At 38.7% G+C, this 17,963-nt stretch carries 16 protein-coding genes; 9 read left to right on the top strand and 7 right to left on the bottom strand.

Translation table 11 applies throughout. The features are described 5' to 3' along the window. Positions 1-314: 314 nt before the first annotated feature. A complete protein-coding gene (yidD, locus tag JET18_RS17695; RefSeq protein ID WP_202093255.1) occupies positions 315-566 on the bottom strand; it encodes a membrane protein insertion efficiency factor YidD in 252 nt (83 codons plus the stop codon). A 101-nt stretch (positions 567-667) separates the two neighbouring features. Here yidD and JET18_RS17690 point away from each other — a divergent pair, with 101 nt between their 5' ends. After that, positions 668-1,945, top strand: a complete 1,278-nt coding sequence (locus JET18_RS17690; RefSeq protein WP_202093254.1) for a replication-associated recombination protein A — start codon at positions 668-670, stop codon at positions 1,943-1,945. 211 nt (positions 1,946-2,156) lie between these two features. Here JET18_RS17690 and JET18_RS17685 read toward each other — a convergent pair whose 3' ends face one another. The 5 genes from JET18_RS17685 to JET18_RS17665 form a co-directional block, all read right to left on the bottom strand. Beyond that, positions 2,157-2,588: a hypothetical protein gene (locus JET18_RS17685; RefSeq protein ID WP_202093252.1), complete on the bottom strand. Its 432-nt coding sequence runs from the start codon at positions 2,586-2,588 to the stop codon at positions 2,157-2,159. A 235-nt stretch (positions 2,589-2,823) separates the two neighbouring features. Continuing rightward, positions 2,824-5,037, bottom strand: coding sequence for a DUF2339 domain-containing protein (locus tag JET18_RS17680; RefSeq protein ID WP_202093250.1), 2,214 nt, complete (start codon positions 5,035-5,037; stop codon positions 2,824-2,826). Positions 5,038-5,147: 110 nt separating this feature from the next. Continuing rightward, on the bottom strand, positions 5,148-5,855 hold the full coding sequence (locus JET18_RS17675) for a hypothetical protein (RefSeq protein ID WP_202093248.1): 708 nt from the start codon (positions 5,853-5,855) through the stop codon (positions 5,148-5,150). Between the two features lie 377 nt (positions 5,856-6,232). Then, a complete protein-coding gene (pheA, locus tag JET18_RS17670) occupies positions 6,233-7,081 on the bottom strand; it encodes a prephenate dehydratase (protein ID WP_202093246.1) in 849 nt (282 codons plus the stop codon). Positions 7,082-7,275: 194 nt separating this feature from the next. Then, positions 7,276-7,686: an acyl-CoA thioesterase gene (locus JET18_RS17665; RefSeq protein ID WP_202093244.1), complete on the bottom strand. Its 411-nt coding sequence runs from the start codon at positions 7,684-7,686 to the stop codon at positions 7,276-7,278. 136 nt (positions 7,687-7,822) lie between these two features. On the opposite strand from JET18_RS17665, the gene dnaA reads away from it, so the two are divergent. From dnaA to JET18_RS17640, 5 genes are all read left to right on the top strand, one after another. Continuing rightward, the gene (dnaA, locus tag JET18_RS17660; protein ID WP_040996098.1) at positions 7,823-9,277 is read left to right on the top strand and encodes a chromosomal replication initiator protein DnaA; all 1,455 of its coding nucleotides are present in this window, start codon (positions 7,823-7,825) and stop codon (positions 9,275-9,277) included. 132 nt (positions 9,278-9,409) lie between these two features. Beyond that, positions 9,410-9,880, top strand: a complete 471-nt coding sequence (locus tag JET18_RS17655; protein ID WP_202093241.1) for a low molecular weight protein-tyrosine-phosphatase — start codon at positions 9,410-9,412, stop codon at positions 9,878-9,880. An 11-nt stretch (positions 9,881-9,891) separates the two neighbouring features. Next, complete coding sequence (locus tag JET18_RS17650) at positions 9,892-10,590, top strand: SAM-dependent methyltransferase (RefSeq protein WP_202093239.1); 699 nt, start codon at positions 9,892-9,894, stop codon at positions 10,588-10,590. Positions 10,591-11,076: 486 nt separating this feature from the next. Then, entirely contained in the window at positions 11,077-12,873 is a 1,797-nt protein-coding gene (locus JET18_RS17645; RefSeq protein ID WP_202093238.1) for a lytic polysaccharide monooxygenase, read from the top strand. Positions 12,874-13,041: 168 nt separating this feature from the next. Next, on the top strand, positions 13,042-13,419 hold the full coding sequence (locus tag JET18_RS17640) for a hypothetical protein (RefSeq protein ID WP_202093235.1): 378 nt from the start codon (positions 13,042-13,044) through the stop codon (positions 13,417-13,419). A 148-nt stretch (positions 13,420-13,567) separates the two neighbouring features. Here JET18_RS17640 and JET18_RS17635 read toward each other — a convergent pair whose 3' ends face one another. After that, on the bottom strand, positions 13,568-14,443 hold the full coding sequence (locus tag JET18_RS17635) for a DUF4349 domain-containing protein (protein ID WP_202093234.1): 876 nt from the start codon (positions 14,441-14,443) through the stop codon (positions 13,568-13,570). A 151-nt stretch (positions 14,444-14,594) separates the two neighbouring features. Here JET18_RS17635 and JET18_RS17630 point away from each other — a divergent pair, with 151 nt between their 5' ends. The 3 genes from JET18_RS17630 (at position 14,595) to JET18_RS17620 (ending at position 17,947) form a co-directional block, all read left to right on the top strand. Next, positions 14,595-15,662 (top strand): DUF2891 domain-containing protein, encoded by a 1,068-nt coding sequence (locus JET18_RS17630; protein ID WP_202093232.1) that lies wholly within the window; start codon positions 14,595-14,597, stop codon positions 15,660-15,662. A 39-nt stretch (positions 15,663-15,701) separates the two neighbouring features. Continuing rightward, positions 15,702-16,547 (top strand): helix-turn-helix domain-containing protein, encoded by an 846-nt coding sequence (locus JET18_RS17625; protein WP_202093230.1) that lies wholly within the window; start codon positions 15,702-15,704, stop codon positions 16,545-16,547. Positions 16,548-16,636: 89 nt separating this feature from the next. Further along, positions 16,637-17,947, top strand: coding sequence for a TolC family protein (locus JET18_RS17620; RefSeq protein WP_202093228.1), 1,311 nt, complete (start codon positions 16,637-16,639; stop codon positions 17,945-17,947). Positions 17,948-17,963: the final 16 nt, after the last annotated feature.

Here is a 17,963-nt window from a genome sequence, read left to right as displayed (position 1 = left end):
AAGAACTGGTACTGTAAACCTTTGTATTTTTCCAGCGTGGTCATACTGTAATTCACGTAAGCCGGTTCAAAATTGGATTCGTTCAGAATGACCAGAACATTACTGCCTGCGTTTGTTTCAGGAAAAGCATTCAGCTGGTCTATCTCGGTGGTAGAAAAGATTTTTACAGGAACGTTTCCACCGTTTACTTTCAGGGTACCGTCTGATAAACCTCCAGGATAGTCCTGAGCAAATGTGAACTGCATCATAAATGCAAATACAACAAGATAAATTCTGAAAAATAGGTTACTCATTTCTATTGATTTAATAGTTTGTTATTGATTTAATTTTTTAGGCGGAACAGGGTCGTAGCCGCTGCCTCCCCACGGATGGCATTTTAAAATTCTTCTTACTCCCAGCCAGAGTCCTTTGAAAATACCGTGCACCTGAAGAGCTTCCACCATATAGTGTGAGCAGGTAGGTTGATAACGGCAGTTTTTGGGAAGCAGGGGCGAAATAAACCACTGGTAAAATTTGATCAAAATTACCAAAGGAAAACTAATGATTTTATTGAATGTAAGTTTCAAAACAATGCAAAAATAGGGTAAAAAAATTAAAATTAGTTTAATTTTGTTAGAAGTTTCAGAGACAAAAAACTGAAGCTGTTCATCCTAAAAATTAAATTATCTTGAGCCAAAATATACCATTAGCCGAAAAATTAAGACCCAAAACCCTGGAGGAAGTTCTGGGGCAGGAACATCTTACCGGTGAAAAGGGCACGATCAGGAAGATGATCGAAAATAATACCCTGAATTCACTCATTCTCTGGGGGCCTCCGGGAACAGGGAAAACAACGCTGGCGGAAATTATTTCTGAAAAATCCGGGAGGAAGTTTTATAAGCTTTCTGCGGTTTCCTCAGGAGTGAAGGACGTACGTGATGTGATTGAAGATGCCAAAAAGCAGAATTTATTTTCAGGGAAATCTCCTATTTTATTCATAGACGAGATTCACCGGTTCAATAAGTCCCAGCAGGATTCGCTTCTGCATGCCGTTGAGAAAGGGTGGATTGTGTTAATTGGCGCGACCACAGAAAACCCAAGCTTTGAAGTGGTTTCGGCGCTTTTGTCCAGAAGCCAGGTTTATATTCTGAAAGCACTGAGCTATGAAAAACTAGAGGAATTGATTGATACCGCGTCACAGAGATATAATAAAGATGAAGGAACTCATTTTAAAATCAAAGAAAATGAAGCACTCATCCAGTATTCCGGAGGCGATGCAAGAAAACTGATCAATTCTGTTGAGCTTGTCCTTAACCAGTACAAAAATTCGGATAAGGAAGAGATCAGCAATGCAGATGTTCTTGAGGTTCTGCAGGAAACCATGGCCCTTTATGATAAAAACGGTGAGCAGCATTATGATATTATTTCCGCTTTTATAAAATCCATGCGTGGCGGTGATCCCAACGGTGCCGTTTACTGGCTGGCAAGGATGATTGCGGGAGGTGAGGATATTAAATTCATTGCAAGAAGAATGCTTATTCTGGCGGCTGAAGATATCGGGCTGGCCAATCCTAATGCGTTGGTGATTGCGAATAACTGTTTTCAGGCGGTTAATGTGATCGGAAATCCGGAATCCAGAATTATTTTGAGTGAGACTGCGGTGTATCTCGCGGTTTCCCCGAAAAGCAATTCAACCTATATGGCGATCAATGAGGCGCTGGCTCTGGTGAAGCAGACCGGAAATTTACCGGTACCGCTGCATCTGAGAAATGCACCCACCAAGCTGATGAAAGATCTGGATTATGGGAAAGACTATAAGTATGCCCATTCCTACGAAGGGAATTTTGTAGATCAGGATTTTCTTCCGGAAGAAATTAAAAATGTAAAACTTTATCAGCCCGGCAGTAATGCCACTGAGAAAAAAATCTATGAGGAGCTTAAGAAAAAATGGAGCGACAGATATTAAGGATGGGAAGCTGGAAGAGGGAAGTTTGAGGTTATTCGTAGTCGATACTTTTAACCGGTTCTCTAAAATTTGATGTAGAAGGCTAAAAATTAAACAGGAAAACACTGTAGTTTTACTTTCGGCCACAACAACTTCCATCTTCAAACTTCCTGACCATAAAAAAGGATACCGCCATGGTATCCTTTTTTATATTGTTGTAGACAAAGTATTTTTAAAGAACCTTCAGGAATACTGTTTTCTTCCCGTTGTGATCTTTAACTTCCGTTTTGCCCAGTATATCACCGTAAATCTTGATGTTGGTATCCGGAAATTCATAGCCCTCAATAAAAACAGGGGTATTTTCCGCAACACCGTTTTGAGTGTTCAGTTCAGCAAGGGATATTCTGTCAAGAGCTTCGTAACCGTTTTTGATTTTGAACTCTGTAAGACCTCTTTCAGCAATAAAGCCGTATTTTTTTAATCCCTGAGGCAGTCCTGCAGCATTTTTGTAAGCGTTTGAGCTCTGAACGATGGCTTTTTTTGCATTGAACATACCAACTGTTCCGACAATATCATTGGCAACGGCAAATTTTACAGAAGGATTCTTCTGCGCAAATAATGTTGCAGATGATAATATTAAAAAAGAATAGAGAATTTTTTTCATAACCAGAATATGTAACTGTTAAAAACTGGATAAATATAACTAATTTTTATAAAATGTGAATGAATTTTTACGATATTTTAAATATTGTTTAGAAATAATAGCTTTTTTCGGAAATAACCTACGCGACTGGAAGAGGGAAGTCCCCAAATACTGTTTAATTTTGCATTAAACATTAAACATTAAACATTAAACATTAAACATTAAACATTAAACATTAAACATTAAACATTAAACATTAAACATCTTCCTCTTTCTCCTTCTTATCAACCATATTTTTAATAATATTCTTCAGCCTCTGGAACGTAAACGAACTCAATAATAAAATAACTCCCAGAATAATAAATGCCGTAATTCTGGAGATATTGTCCATCTGCCAGACATCATAGCTGTAGAGCTTCAGAACCATGATTCCAATGAGGATAAAGCCGATTCTGCTGTATTCCGGAATGTTTTTTTTCAGGCTGATATAGATAAACAGACTTGCCAGAACTGTCCATATAATAGGAAGATAAAGAATGGTAAAGTGTTCTTTTGCTTTGTAAATCTGGTCGAGGTCAGTTACAGAACTTACAAGGTAGGTATTGTAAAAACCGCAGCTCACCGCAACTGTAAGCGTTGCAGACAAGGCCCAGTAAGAAATGTTTGATTTATAAAAATCAGGAACAAGAGAGGTGTTCCAAAGGATATAAACAAAAGGAATCCAGTGCAAAAGATGAAGCATATAAAAACTGAGCGCCACGTTTTTATATAAGACTGAGGTTGCCAGTTCTGAGGCTACAAATGAAGCATTAAAAGCAATCAGGATCAGGATGAGGTAGACCAGTCCGGCCTGGATGGTTTTGTCTATATCCAGTTTTTTTCTGAGCAGCAGCAGGCCGGAAATATAATAGATGCTGAAAAGGACTCCGATACTCATGATAACAGACCATGGCCTGTCTGAAATATGATAAGTGATCTCCAGCAGCAAAGCAAGATAGATAATCCCATAACTTGCTATTGAGAAAACAGTCTCAAAGAAACCGTCTTCCGTTTTTCTGTCCTCATTGATTTTTTTCAGAAGAAAAAGATTCACGATTGTTGTCGCAATGGTAACCAGGCTGGTCAGAAATACCGGATTAAAAACCACAGTCATATTTTCCTTATTGAAATAGGTGGACCACGTCACAATCTGGGCCATAATCACCAGCGGAAACAAAACATAAAAACAGGTTTTGAAAATGCGATGACCACTTTTTTTCCAGATATAAAGCAGAAGTGATGCTTCTACAGCCCAAACACTGGTTATGAGGTGTGTTTTAAACTGAAGAGCAACCGCAACAGTGATAAGACTGATGGTGAGTGCCGCAAAGATAGAGTAGCTGAAACCGAAATCCTTTTTTTGATATTCCTTTAAAAGAAGAACAGCATTAACCACAGCAAAAATAAGCGGGAAAATAATAACAGGCTCGTAGCCGGCTGTGTTGAAAATATAGATTAAGCCTATAATACCCGAAAAATTGATCAGAACAAGCATTAAGGTATTCCAGGGCGAAAGTACTTTGTTCCTGATATAATCCTGAAGGGCAAAAAAGTAGAAAATAATATAACTGATCATATAAAAAAACACGGTAAGCAGCTCCGGCTTTTCAGAAGTCCAGGAAAACAGATAGAGACTCGTGAAAACATAAGCCGTCCAACCCACACTTCTCCAGTTTTTAAGAAATGCAGCGGCAAGCATACCGATATTCAGAAGAGTAAGGTAAGTGAAGAGGAACAGATAATTGCTCTGTCCCGTACTGATCATCAGCGGTGCTGAAAACCCGCCCAGCAGTGCAAAAATAATAAGAAGTTCACTTTTATAATAATAGGCGAGAGCAATAGAAATTACGGTAATCAGTGTAGTGATGAAGAAAGCCGTATTCTGTGTAAAAAGATGATATTCCCTGAAGGCAATAGTGGTTGTAAAATACAGAACCGCGATGCCGCCTCCGGTGATGATGGATGCAAATACTGCATAGTTTTTTCGTAAGAAATGTCCGGCCAGTATAATTCCTGCTCCCACCGCAAGACCTATTCCGGCTCTTGCTGTTTCACCGATCCAGTTTTTGTCGATGGCATATTTTACAAAATACCCTATCCCAAGAACAAGGGTAAAAATACCAATAATCGTCAGGATATTTTGTTTCAGAAAATCAAAAACAGGCTCCAGCCAATCTTTTTGAGGAGGTGAAGGAAGTTCGGGAGCATTGGATTGTTGAAGTTCCGGAGTATTTTGAGCCTGCTGCAGTATTTCAGATTCTGTGGCAGGTTCTCTTTCAAACTGTTGATCTACCGCATTTTTTTGAGGCTCATGAAATTTAAGTTTTAAATCATCAACCTCTCTCTCAAGCCTTTTAATCTTAGCATTAAGGTTGTTAAAGATAAAAAACAGGATAGCTATGATTAATATAATTAAGAGAACTTCACTCATTCTTTAGTTTTTATCAAATATAAAGCAAATGTTTTTAACCGGATCAAAAATTAATCCACCACATATTCTGTGATGGATTAACTGTGTAGAGTGATTAAATGATTTTTGTTCTAATTGGATACTTTGTAGATAAAGAAAGAGCTGACACTTGTCCCCAGTATTGCTGCCTCTAAAGCAGAAGATCCTGTAAGCCCGAATGAAATCTTGTCTCCTGCCTGAAATGAATACAGGGAATTAATAGAGCTGTCTGAAATGGTTAAGCTTAATAAAAGAGGAATGGTAAGGCCGCTGAATACACGATTGTCGATAAGAGTACCAACACCTGCTCTGTTTCTAAAAATTCCAATTCCCGGCGTATTTGTAAGAATGGCTGCCTGAAGCCCTGCGCCATAACGGAACGAAAATCCTACCTGATAAACCCCTGTAGAAGGGATGGTGAACGTGTTATCCGTATCAGAGAATAGTGCTGCGGATCCTACTGATCTTTCGGAAGCTAAAAAGTTAACCGCCCTGAATCCATCCGGGAAAAGACCTAAACTCAGAAGATTGATTCCTGTAGTTTTTTTGGCCGCATAAACACTGGTATTTACGGTAGAATTGTAAAGAACTTGAGGGTCTACTTTGGCGATCTGTGCACTTCCGGTATTCAATGCGAGAATTTCATACCCTGGAAGGGCTGTAGTTAAAGGAATGTCACGCACCTTTACAGTACCATTAACGTCCAATGTAGCTGAAGGCGAAGCTGTATTTATCCCAACTTGGGAAAATACGGGAACGGTAGACAGAGCTAATAATAAGCTGTAGATTTTGGTTTTCATGTGTAAGTTTTTTAATTAGTTTTCAAAGAAGTAATGCAAAAATCATGCCTTATTTATGATTTATTTAATAAATTATTAATTATCGTATGAATAATTTAAACATATGTTTATTATTTATTTGACTTTATCCCGTAATGTGGTTATGTATCTTTATTTTAGAATTTATTTTATGCTGTAAAAATATGTAATTTATTTCTTTATATCACTAATTAATGAAATATTTAACATGAAAAAATGTCAAAAACTGTCATTTTTTGTGACAAAAAGTGGAGTAATTCTGTCAGTACCCAAATGATAATGGGATTTTTGGAGTAATAATGTAACAAAAAAAACACTGCCTTTCGAAGCAGTGTCTATGGGGTAAAAATGAATGTTTTTTAGCTTTCCAGAAGGAATTCTTTGTAATTTCCGAGAAAATCAACTTCTGCATTGATCGACTGGAGTTCCAGAAGTGCGTTCCCATGCAGGATGTCTTCCCATTTTCCGGCAACATTGATGAAGAAGAAATAATTTCCAAGTCCTGTTTTTAAAGTTCTGGATTCTATTTTGCTGAGGTTCATTTTTCTCCATGCAAAAACAGAAAGTACCTGATGGAGACCTCCCGGGTGATCTTCCGGAAGATTGATCAGCATTCCTGATTTCTCACCCAGCACCTGAAGACTTTCATTATGGTATGTATTCTGCTGTTTTGAGATCACGATAAACCGGGTGTGATTCTGTTCAAAATCCTGGATATTGCGGTGAACAATCTTTAATCCATATAAATTAGCCGCAAACTGATTGGCGACTGCTGCTATTTTCAGATCCTTATTTTCCGAAACATATTTTGCGGCGGCGGCGGTGGAGGAAAAATCCTGTCTTCCTATTTCTTTAAAACGGGTATCCAGGAAATGAAAGCTTTGCGCCAGAGCCTGCGGGTGCGAATATATTTTTTCAACATCCTCAATAGTATTCTCGGGATGGATCATCAGATGGTGGGCGATGGGCATGACGCCTTCCGCTTCTATTTTGATGGATGGTGTTTTGTATAAATAATCCAGCGTCATAGAAACCGTTCCTTCAATAGAATTCTCCAAAGGAACAACTGCTTTGTCCGCTTCCCCGGAATTCACTGCATTAAAACAATCTAAAATATTGGCTTGGGGAAGGAGTTCATCATCAGGAAAAAGCTGCGTGGCCGCAAGTTGTGTGAAACTTGCATGCGGGCCCAAAAATGCGATCTTCATAGATATATATAAATGTATATAGTATTAAAATAATTATTATGGAAGTGCAAAGATGCAAATTAGTTTAAAAACAGCCATACTTTAAGGAACTATCCTTCTCCATATCTAAACTTTCACCTATAACCTGCCACCTGCTACCTATAACCTGCTACCTATCATCTGCGACCTGCCACCTAACATCTGCCACCTAACATCTAATTACTCCAGTTCTCCTCAATCAGCTTCATCAGAAAATCCGGACACTTGATCACCTTGTTGGTTTTGGCGTCCAAAAAGAATAGAGTGGTGGATGCTTCTGTGATTTTCACCTGATCTTCATTGTAAATTTCATATTCAAATTCAATTCTTACACCGGGAATTTTTTTCACATACGTATGGATTTCCAATTTTTGATCATATAAGGCCGGACGCAGATACTTGATTTTATAGTCTGAAACAGGGAGCCAAATTCCTTGGTTTTCAATTTCATCGTATGACATTCCTATGTTTCTGAACAGTTCAACTCTTCCAATTTCAAAGTACTCTGCATAGTTCCCATAGTACACATATTTCATAGGGTCTGTTTCTCCGTAACGTACTCGTATTGAGTGGGTTGTATGTATCATTTTTAGTCTGTATTTATACATACAAATATATTTTTAAATAATCAATACCCGCAATATTTTTTTTTAAAAAGAAAAAATTGGACCTTTGTCTTCCTTCTACAAAAAGTACTAACAAAGAATTAATCGGGGCATAAATATGGATGAAAATTTAATGATGATATGGCAGAAGTGCCTTCAGTTCATGCGTGATAATTTGAACGCAGCTGAAGACAATTCTGATCTAAAGAAGCTTGAAAAATCCTTCGACATGCTATTCGATAAGGTACAGCCACTTTCGTTGGTTGCCAATAACCTTACGCTTATAGTGCCGAGCGATTTTTACAAGGAATATATTGAGGATAATTACCTATCCCTGCTTTCTGCTGCCCTGAAGAAAAATCTTGGAAAAGGAGTGAAATTGTGGTACTCTGTGATGGAAAACAGGCCTACCGGAGAGGAAAAGCCAGTAACGATGAACATGAAGGGGAAAAGCGTTCCAACACCAAAAATGCAGGAAACAATGCCGCAGGGATTCTCTGCCAATATTGTGAATCCTTTTGTAGTGCCGGGAATCAGAAAGGTAAATATAGACTCAAACCTGAAGTCTGACTATTCTTTTGATAATTATATAGAAGGAGAAAGTAATAAATTTGCTGCTACGGTAGCCAGATCCATTGCTAAAAGACCAGGAGCAACCGCTTTCAATCCATTATTCCTTCACGGAGGATATGGAGTAGGGAAGACACACCTGGGACAGGCGGTAGGCCTTGAAGTGAAAAACCAGTTTCCGGATAAAGTAGTCCTTTATCTGTCCTCTGAAAAATTTATCCAGCAGTTTATTTCTGCCGCGAAAGCTCATAAGCAGACCGAGTTTGCCAACTTCTACCAGATGGTGGATGTTCTGATCATTGATGATATTCAGTTCCTGTCCGGTAAATCTGCCACACAGGACAGTTTCTTCCATATCTTTGATCATCTTCACCAGAACGGAAAGCAGATCATCCTTACTTCAGATAAGGCACCTGCAGATATTATGGATATTCAGGAAAGAATTGTTTCCCGTTTCAAATGGGGACTTTCTGCTGAGATCAAATCTCCGGATCTTTCTACAAGAAGACAGATCATTGTAGATAAATTAAGCCGAGATGGAATCGTTCTTCCGGGGGATATGCTTGATTTCTTAGCTGCTGAAGCTAAAACCAATGTAAGAGAACTTATCGGGGTGATCAACTCTGTAATTGCTTACTCTACGGTTTACAGAACAGATCTTAGCCTTGAATTGCTGAAAGATACCATCAATAAAATTGCTGCGAACCAGAAGAAAGTCATCAATATTCCTTATATTCAGGAAGTGGTGTGCGATTATTTCGGAATCAAGAAAGAGCAGCTTCTTTCCAAAACAAGAAAAAGAGAAATTGCCCTTCCAAGACAGCTGGCGATGTATTTCTCAAAAGAATTAACGAATGCTACCTTTACAAAAATAGGTGAGGAAATGGGTGGGAAAGACCATTCAACCGTAATGTACGCCTGCGATACCATCAAGGATGTATCAAAAATTGATAAAGAAGTAAAGAAGTATGTAAAAGATCTTGCTGAAAGAATCAAAAAATAGAAAATAATTTTATCTGAATAAATTGAAATGGAGAATAGCAGTATTCTTCATTTTTTATTTAGTTTTGCTTCTGGTGAACAGCGGCAAAATCTTTAAATCATTAAATTATTTAATCTTTCAATTAAAAAATATATGAAAATACTAATGGTCTGCCTCGGGAATATTTGCAGAAGTCCTTTAGCAGAAGGTATTATGAAGACGAAAGTTCCTGGAAATGTTTTTGTAGACTCAGCAGGAACCGTTTCCATGCATGAAGGAAAACATCCAGATAACAGAGCTGTCAAGACGGCTGCAAATCATGGGATTGATATTTCAAAACAGAAATCCAGACCCATTACCAAAGCTGACTTTGATACTTTTGATAAGATTTACTGCATGGATATTGATGTATATGCAGATGTGGTCTCAAAGACACGCAATGAAGAACAGCGTCAGAAAGTTTCATTATTTCTGGAAGTCCTTGGTGATCACAAAAATACAGAAGTTCCCGATCCTTACTGGGGAGATATGAACGATTTTGAAGAAGTTTTCCAGCTGATAGACAGAGGCTGTGAAGCTATTAAGAACCAGCTTTCTTCTGTCATTAATCCAATAAAGAACTAAAAAACAATACAATGCTTTTTCTACTCCCTGCTTATTTATCAGAAAACACGTCTATCACTCATTTTTCACCCGTTCTGAAAGAGTATATTATGCAGACGGATTACTTCTTTGTGGAAAACGAAAAAACAGCCAGAAAAGTGGTTAAATTTTTCGCTCCTGAAAAGAAGCAGGCTGATCTGAATCTGTTTCTGCTGGATAAATACACGGAAAATGCGGATATCAAAGAAGCTCAGAATCTGATGCTTAAAGGCCAGGATTTCGGATTGCTTTCTGAGGCGGGGCTCCCATGTATTGCTGATCCCGGAAACCTGATTGTAAAATGGTGCCATGAGAAAAATATCAGAGTGATTCCGCTTTCAGGGCCTTCATCTATTATTCTGGCATTAATTTCCAGTGGATTTAATGGGCAGGAATTCACATTTCACGGGTATCTTCCGATTGATAAAGGAGAAAAGAAAAAACAGATCCAGCGCCTTGAAAGCCTGGTTCAGCAAACCGGATATTCACAGATCTTTATGGAAACACCATACAGGAACAATGCGCTTTTTGAAGATCTGACTAAATTTCTGTCTCCAAACACAAAGCTCTGCATCGCAGCCAATATCAACGATCCGGAACATGAATTCATCCAGACCAAAACCATCAACGACTGGAAAAAGGTAAAACCGGAACTTCATAAAATCCCTGCTGTCTTTGTACTGGGAAAATAAAAGGCTGAAAAGATAAATCCATTTTTAATTTTTCCGGGTTTACATTCATTAATTTCACTTATTAACACTGATTGGCACTAAGAAAAGTGACGAAAATCGGTGGTCTTGCTGCGTCTGAACTTGAAGATAATTCTAATGATTTTTGAAATTAAAGTAATTTATTTCATAATTAATTTATGTTGATTAATATTAATCATAATTATATTTATTTGAATTAATTTTCACTTAAATGTATTAATTATAAGATGTTTTTTTAAATTTGAGTATCGCTTTAACGAATTCCGTTTACAGTGCTTAAATAGCTAATCATATACTCCTATGGTTTTTAATTGTTATGATTAACAGCGAATTCTTTAGGATGTCCGCTCATCATTTTTTTGATCAGAAAATACCCGGTTTTTATTAAAGATCTGGTGATGATAAAATAGAGTAGTCTTTCCGTCAGATTAGCTGGAAAAATAATGAAACACCTTAAATACATTAAATATGATTAAACTTAGAAACTTTTTTTCAGCACTATTGTTGTGTGCTCTGGCATTTTCTTCAACACAGCTGTCAGCCCACGGATACGTAATGAGTCCGGCTTCACGGGGCTATCAGGGAAGTCTTGACAAGGCTACACTCGGTTACACCGCTGCATTGGGAATTTATGGCAGTGTAATCAATGAACCCGGATCTCTCGAAGCCAAAAAAGGATTTCCGGCATTCGGTCCGGCAGACGGAATGATCGCTTCTGCCAATGGAAGTATAGGAGGCAATACGGTTCTGGACCTTCAAACCGCCGACCGATGGAAGAAAACCAATATCACAACCGGAGTGAATACCTTTATCTGGAAGTATCTCGCTTATCACGCCACAGCAAAATGGCATTATTATATGACGAAACCGGGCTGGAACCCCAATCAGCCGCTTTCACGTCAGAACTTGGAGCTTATCGGTGAGGTGGTCCATAATGGTACGCCGCCTCAGGATAATACACCGCATCATATCACTATTCCCGCTAACCGTCAGGGGTATCACGTTATTCTTGCCGTTTGGGATGTGGCAGATACCGAGAATGCATTTTATAATGTCATTGATGTGAATGTACAATCAACAGTAACGCCTACACAGCCGGCTGCCCCTACAGGTCTCACCAAAATAGGAGTAACAAGCTCTACGGCAAAAATCAGCTGGACACCGCAGTCAGATGCTGCATCCTATACGGTTTTCCGTAACGGACAGGCTGTACAGAATGTAAACGTTCCTGAATTTGAAGATAGCGGCTTAACTGCCAATACGAATTACACTTATGAAATACAGGCTAAAGGTTCTACAGGACTGACTTCACCGAAAAGCGCTCCGCTTATTGTGAAAACCGACAGTCAGAATACTCCTGAAAAACCTGTAGCCCCAGCGAATCTCCATTCAATGGGCGTCACTGAAAACTCTGTTTCACTGATGTGGATGGCTTCAAGTCATACATTGGGCATTAAGAATTATCAAATCTTTGAAAATGGAGCCAAAGTTGGAGAAACAACGCAAACCAGCTTCTTACGGACAGGTTTAAACCATGACACGGAATATCGCTACACGATAAAAGCTGTGGCGCAGAACGACCAGATTTCTGATGCCAGCAATGAATTAAAAATCAGAACTAAAAAAATAGAAGGCGGAAATGGAGTGTATTGCGGAGCGCAGCAATATAATCCGGCCAATGCTTATCCAACGGCTCAGACAAGCGTATTCTATGCCTGTAAAATCTGGAAAAATAAATGGTATGCTAATCCGAATGAACTTCCCGGAAGCAATATGGTTTGGGAAGAAATCAGTACATGTACAGAAGGCCCGAACTGCCAGACAAGCGGTCCAGTTACCTATTGCGGATCACAATCATATAATCCGGCTAAGGCTTACGCAACTGCGGGTACAAAAGTATTTCATGCCTGCAAAATCTGGGAAAACAAATGGTATGCAAATCCGGGAGAAGCACCGGGAAGCAATGCCGTATGGAAAGTTGTAAGCAATTGCAATGAAGGTCCGGAATGTACTGCTGTTGGAAGAAATAGTCAGGAAGACGGACTTTCAGTAATTGTATCGGATCATCTGATCAGTTTTGCACCGGAAAGCTATTACGGGAAGATCAGTGAAGTGCAGGTAATTAATACTCAAGGTCTTCAGATGCTTTCTTCAAGAAACGTTTCAAAAAGCAGCTTGAATATCAGTACTCTTCAACGCGGAATCTATTTTGTAAAAATTATATACAAAGATGGAGGCAGTGTCACTAAAACGATCAAAAAGTAGAATACAGGTTAATACATAAAAAATCAATTAAAGCCATCTTTATGATAAAGGTGGCTTTTTTACGGTCTGTATACATCTGAAAGTAGCTTCAAAAAACATTTAACAGCCCTTAACATCTCCTTTGCACCATTCTTGTTTTATACAGGACATAACACAAAAAAATAAATTATGTCAGACAAGAAATTAGCAGGACTTTGGATTGATACGGAAAAAGCAATTGTTGTAAAAAATCACGATGCTCAGAATGCATTCAAATTTTTTCTCTGCAGCCCCGTGAAAGCAGAAATACAGCACGGAAATTCCAGTGAAAATGCAGCCAACAATGCAGAACGTACCAACAGAGTCAAATTCTTCAAAGAAGTGGAACATCTTCTTACCAACTCCCAGGAAGTTTATATTACAGGTCCGGGAACCATTCAGGAAGAGCTGAAGAATTATCTTCACGATACAGCTCAGTTTAAAAACCTTAGCATAACGCTGGATACCGCGCAGAAAATGTCGGATGAGCAGGTGCTGGAAAAGGTTAAAGAACATTTTAATGCTTAAATAACAGATCATGCAATAAAAATCCGGGTATCTTCACGATATCCGGATTTTTAGTATATATAAAACATTATTCTTGTCATTTAGCCCGAACCCGGAAACACGAATCTCAAAAACTCGAACCCCGAACCCCGCATCCCGAAACCTCAGGCTATTTTTTTCTTCCGGCTCTCCATTTTCTCCACAAATAAATAAGAATTGGAATCAGCAATAAAAACGGCCAGAATGAAATAATTCCCAGCAGAAAACTTACAAAACTGTTCCAGCCTTCAGTGGCAGAATCGGCAAACCGGCTTCCGAAGCCAATTTTTGAGGTAGCAGAGCTTCTCACTTTTTCTTTGTATAAACTCAGGTTGAGTGTACTGTAATTCACACGGTCATCAATAAACCGAAGTCTGCCTTCCGCAACATCTATTTCATCTTCAAGTTCACGGATTTTCTCCTGAATTTCAATCATGTCTTTAGTGGTAGAAGCACTTCTGAGCATATTCCGGTACTTTTCCAGATAAATTCTTTTATTGGCTAATTTGATGGAAACATCCGTATATTCTTCTGTAACATCATCAGACGAAATATTTTTGGACAAAACAGAGCCCACTCCGTCAGAAAAAGAATTGATTAAAGCATCAAAATTTTTATGCGGAACACGGATCACAAGATCCAGATTATCATCATTATCGGTGTTTTGATACTGCTCAGTCTGAATATAAGCATTGTTTTTCTTCAGAATATCTCCTACCTGATTCTGTGCTTTTTTAATATCTCCCACCTGGATTTTCATATTGCCGTTTTTAATGACCTTTTTACTGATGGTGTCGATTGGTTTTGGCGATAGAGCGGGTTGTGGAGACTGATCTACTGTTTCTGATTTTTCTGAAATAGAGCTTACAGGCGCCATTTGATAGGCTTCTTCTCTTGGTGGAGGCTGACTATTAACTATATCTGGAGAACTTACAGCATCCATTTCAGATTTTTTGCAGCTGCTCATTAAAAGAAGCATACATAAAGGTAAAAATAATTTGATCATGAATATTTTTTATTGAATCTTATCAAAAATTATGCACAAATCTTTGTTTTGTTAAAAATTCATATTGTTTTATGAGAATTTTTATGATTTATATATTTTAATGAAGTTTAAAAATCATTTTTGAATCTAAATTATTTTCTATTTTTATACAATGAAAAAAAGTCTTTTAGCATTCGTGTTTTCTCCATTTCTGATGTATGCTCAGGAAGCTCCGAAATTAACTGATGAAATGGCGGTTAAATTATTGGAAAAACCTCTTCACTGTATCAATCAGGAATACCCAAATAAAACGGCACATATCATTAATAATGCCGGAGAAGTTCCTCTGACGCCAAAAGATCTTCACCCAAGCTTTTATGGCTGTTTCGACTGGCACAGCTCTGTCCACGGCCACTGGATGCTTGTGAGATTGCTGAAGACAAAACCGAATCTTGCCAATGCTAAAGACATCGAGAAAATTCTTGACAATTCGTTAAATAAAGAAAACCTACAGACCGAAGCTGATTATTTCACTAAATATCAGCTGACTACAACGTTTGAGAGAACCTATGGCTGGGCATGGCTGCTAAAGCTTGATGAAGAGTTGACTACTTGGAATCATCCTAAAGCTAAGATCTGGCACGAAAATTTAAAACCATTAACAGATAAGATCTTACAGTCTTGGAAGACTTATCTTCCCAAACAAACCTACCCGAACAGAACCGGAGTTCACCCGAATACTGCATTCGGACTGGCTTTTGCCATCGACTGGGCTATTGCAAACAATGATAAGGAATTTGAGAATCAGCTGAAAGAAAAAGCAAAATATTTTTACGGAAAAGACCAGAAAACCCCTGCGTATCTGGAACCGGACGGATCCGACTTCTTTTCGCCAAGTCTTGAAATTGCCGACCTGATGAGAAGAGTGCTTCCTCAGAAGGAGTTTGTCGTCTGGCTGAATAATTTCTATGAAAAAAGAAGCCTGGAGAATATTGAAAAAATTCCTGTGGTAAGCGACCTGAGCGATTATCAGACCGTTCACCTTGTGGGATTGTCCTTTTCCAAAGCCTGGTGTATGAAAGGAATATCAAAAGCACTTCCTGACGGTCATCCTTTGAAAAAAGATTTCAGAAAAACGGCTGATGTATTTTTAGCGAACGGGCTTCCTCTGCTGTTTCAGGGAAATTATGGCGGAGATCACTGGCTGGCGAGCTTTGCAGTGTATTCCCTGGAAGACTAAAATATTGTAGACACAGAATATATTGGCTACATTTGTGATATGTCAGCCTTAGAAAAATTCGGTGTTGAGATTTTTACCCAACATAATATTTTCGAGAGAATTTCTGCGGATAAGCCTTTCCGCCCGGAAAATCCTGCCTTTATTTTTATCAAGTCGGGGACTATAAAGCTCCGTCAGCATTTCAGTGATCTGGAGCTTTCCGCCAATATGTTTATGGTTACCGATCCGCAGACGATCTATGAGATGGTTTCTGTAAGCGGGGATTTTCAGTCCCGGATGGTTTCCTATAAAAGAGAATTTATCTCTGCGTTGTCCCTTAAATTCAACAGGTTGATCACGTACCGCTATTTCCGCCAGCAGATGAATAAAGGCGTTCCTTTTCCTGAAAACGAAATGGATATAGTCTGGAAAAGTGTCAATTTCCTGAAATTTATTCTGGATTCAGATGCAGAAATGCTGTATAAAAAAGAAATGGTAGAGCATCTTTTTTCGGTTTTCTGCTATCAGATGTCCGGAATTATTTCTAAAGAGGACAGCTACTCTATGAATCAGATGTCCAGACAGGAGGAGATTGTTTTTGTATTTCTTACGGATCTTTCCAACCATCATCTTACCGAGCGGACGGTAGAGTTCTATGCCGAACGCCAGTCCATTACAACCAGACATCTTTCTTCGGTGGTGAAATCCATTACAGGAAAGTCTGCAAGCCAGATTATTGCTTTAATTGTGATGAATGAAGCGAAAGTGCTTTTAAACTCCTCCAATAAACCGGTTTCAGAGGTGTCTTCAATCCTTGGATTCAGCGATCAATACTCGTTTTCCCACTTTTTTAAAAAGCATCTTGATGTAAGTCCTACCCAGTACAGACATCAGTTCGAAAATTAAAATCTTACATTTGAACATCTTTTTCCAAAATTCAAACATTTGTTTGACTTCATAGCTGCCGTAACTTTGCCTTCGTAAAACAAGGTAAAATGACAAAGAATATAAAAACAGCACTATCACTCGTGGTAGCTCTATTCCCTGCGCTGTTTTTTTCTCAACAGATCAAACAGATGACTGCAGGTGAAGCGGCCGATCTGGCTGTGAAAAACCATCAGCAGTTAAAAGTGTCTGCTCAGAATATAGACATTGCGAAACAGAATACAAATGTGGCAAAACTTCAAAAGCTCCCTAATATCACAGCTTCTACAAGCCAGTTCTATTTAGGTGATGCGGTAGCCATAGACAAAGATTTTTCAAGCTCAACCAATATTCCGATGCCTCATTACGGAAGCTCGTATGCGGTACAGGCAACGCAGCTGATCTTTAAAGGAGGTTTAGTGAATAAATCCGTTGAAATGGCGGCTCTTCGTGAACAGCTTTCCGAACTGGATCTGGAAAAAAACAAACTTGATGTAAAATTTCTTGTGATCTCCAATTATCTGGACGTTTACAAAATGGTGAATCAGGAATCTGTATTTCAGAATAATAAAAAGCTGGCACAGGAACGTCTTAAAAACATTCAGAAATTTTATCAGCAGGGTATGGTGACCCGTAATGAAGTGATCCGTGGAGAGCTGGCGATCAAAAACCTGGATCAGGGAATTCTGACCTTAACGAACAATAAAAAGATCCTTAATTATAATTTAAATATGGCATTGGGACTGCCTTCTGAAACGGAAATTGTTCCTGTTGAAAGTCTTGAAGGTAAAGAATCCGGTATCGGCATGGATTATTATATGGATCTTGCCCATGACAGCCATCCACAGCTGAAATCTGCCAAGAAAAACATTGATGTTGCTTATAAAAATATAGAAATCATCAAAACAGATCAGATGCCCACACTTTCAGGGTTTGGAGGATATACTTTACAGCGTCCGGTTACAAACAGAAATCCTGTTCTGGATATGTATTCAGGAGGATGGCAGGCTGGCGTTTCATTAAGCTATAATATTGATAACCTGTATAAAACAAAGGAGAAAGTAAAGCTTGGTGAACTGCAGAAAACACAGGCAGGAGACGCGGTAACGCTGGTTCAGCAGAATGTGGACATGGCGGTAAATGCTTCTTATGTAAAATACCAGGAATCGATCCAGCAGGCTGATATTCTGAATGATGCGAAAAGACTGGCAGAAGAAAACTACAAGATTACGGAAGCGAAATACCTGAACCAGCTGGCAGTACAGGCAGAAATGATTGATGCACAAAATCAGAAGCTGCAATCGGAGCTGGATTTTGCCAATGCGGAAATCAATGTGCTGTATCAATATTACAACCTGCTGAAAGCTGCGGGGACTCTTTAATTTAAAACTGAAAATC

The sequence above is a fragment of the Chryseobacterium endalhagicum genome (assembly GCF_016745235.1).
Classification (GTDB): Bacteria; Bacteroidota; Bacteroidia; order Flavobacteriales; family Weeksellaceae; genus Chryseobacterium; species Chryseobacterium endalhagicum.
This window is presented reverse-complemented; position numbering and strand designations above follow the sequence as displayed.

What these genes read in the sequence shown, in the direction of transcription:
- JET18_RS17685 (WP_202093252.1), bottom strand. Translation starts at nt 2,588, where the DNA reads ATGAAAAAAATTCTCTATTCTTTTTTAATATTATCATCTGCAACATTA.
- JET18_RS17680 (WP_202093250.1), bottom strand. Translation starts at nt 5,037, where the DNA reads ATGAGTGAAGTTCTCTTAATTATATTAATCATAGCTATCCTGTTTTTT.
- JET18_RS17675 (WP_202093248.1), bottom strand. Translation starts at nt 5,855, where the DNA reads ATGAAAACCAAAATCTACAGCTTATTATTAGCTCTGTCTACCGTTCCC.
- pheA (WP_202093246.1), bottom strand. Translation starts at nt 7,081, where the DNA reads ATGAAGATCGCATTTTTGGGCCCGCATGCAAGTTTCACACAACTTGCG.
- JET18_RS17665 (WP_202093244.1), bottom strand. Translation starts at nt 7,686, where the DNA reads ATGATACATACAACCCACTCAATACGAGTACGTTACGGAGAAACAGAC.
- dnaA (WP_040996098.1), top strand. Translation starts at nt 7,823, where the DNA reads ATGGATGAAAATTTAATGATGATATGGCAGAAGTGCCTTCAGTTCATG.
- JET18_RS17655 (WP_202093241.1), top strand. Translation starts at nt 9,410, where the DNA reads ATGAAAATACTAATGGTCTGCCTCGGGAATATTTGCAGAAGTCCTTTA.
- JET18_RS17650 (WP_202093239.1), top strand. Translation starts at nt 9,892, where the DNA reads ATGCTTTTTCTACTCCCTGCTTATTTATCAGAAAACACGTCTATCACT.
- JET18_RS17645 (WP_202093238.1), top strand. Translation starts at nt 11,077, where the DNA reads ATGATTAAACTTAGAAACTTTTTTTCAGCACTATTGTTGTGTGCTCTG.
- JET18_RS17640 (WP_202093235.1), top strand. Translation starts at nt 13,042, where the DNA reads ATGTCAGACAAGAAATTAGCAGGACTTTGGATTGATACGGAAAAAGCA.
- JET18_RS17635 (WP_202093234.1), bottom strand. Translation starts at nt 14,443, where the DNA reads ATGATCAAATTATTTTTACCTTTATGTATGCTTCTTTTAATGAGCAGC.
- JET18_RS17630 (WP_202093232.1), top strand. Translation starts at nt 14,595, where the DNA reads ATGAAAAAAAGTCTTTTAGCATTCGTGTTTTCTCCATTTCTGATGTAT.
- JET18_RS17625 (WP_202093230.1), top strand. Translation starts at nt 15,702, where the DNA reads ATGTCAGCCTTAGAAAAATTCGGTGTTGAGATTTTTACCCAACATAAT.
- JET18_RS17620 (WP_202093228.1), top strand. Translation starts at nt 16,637, where the DNA reads ATGACAAAGAATATAAAAACAGCACTATCACTCGTGGTAGCTCTATTC.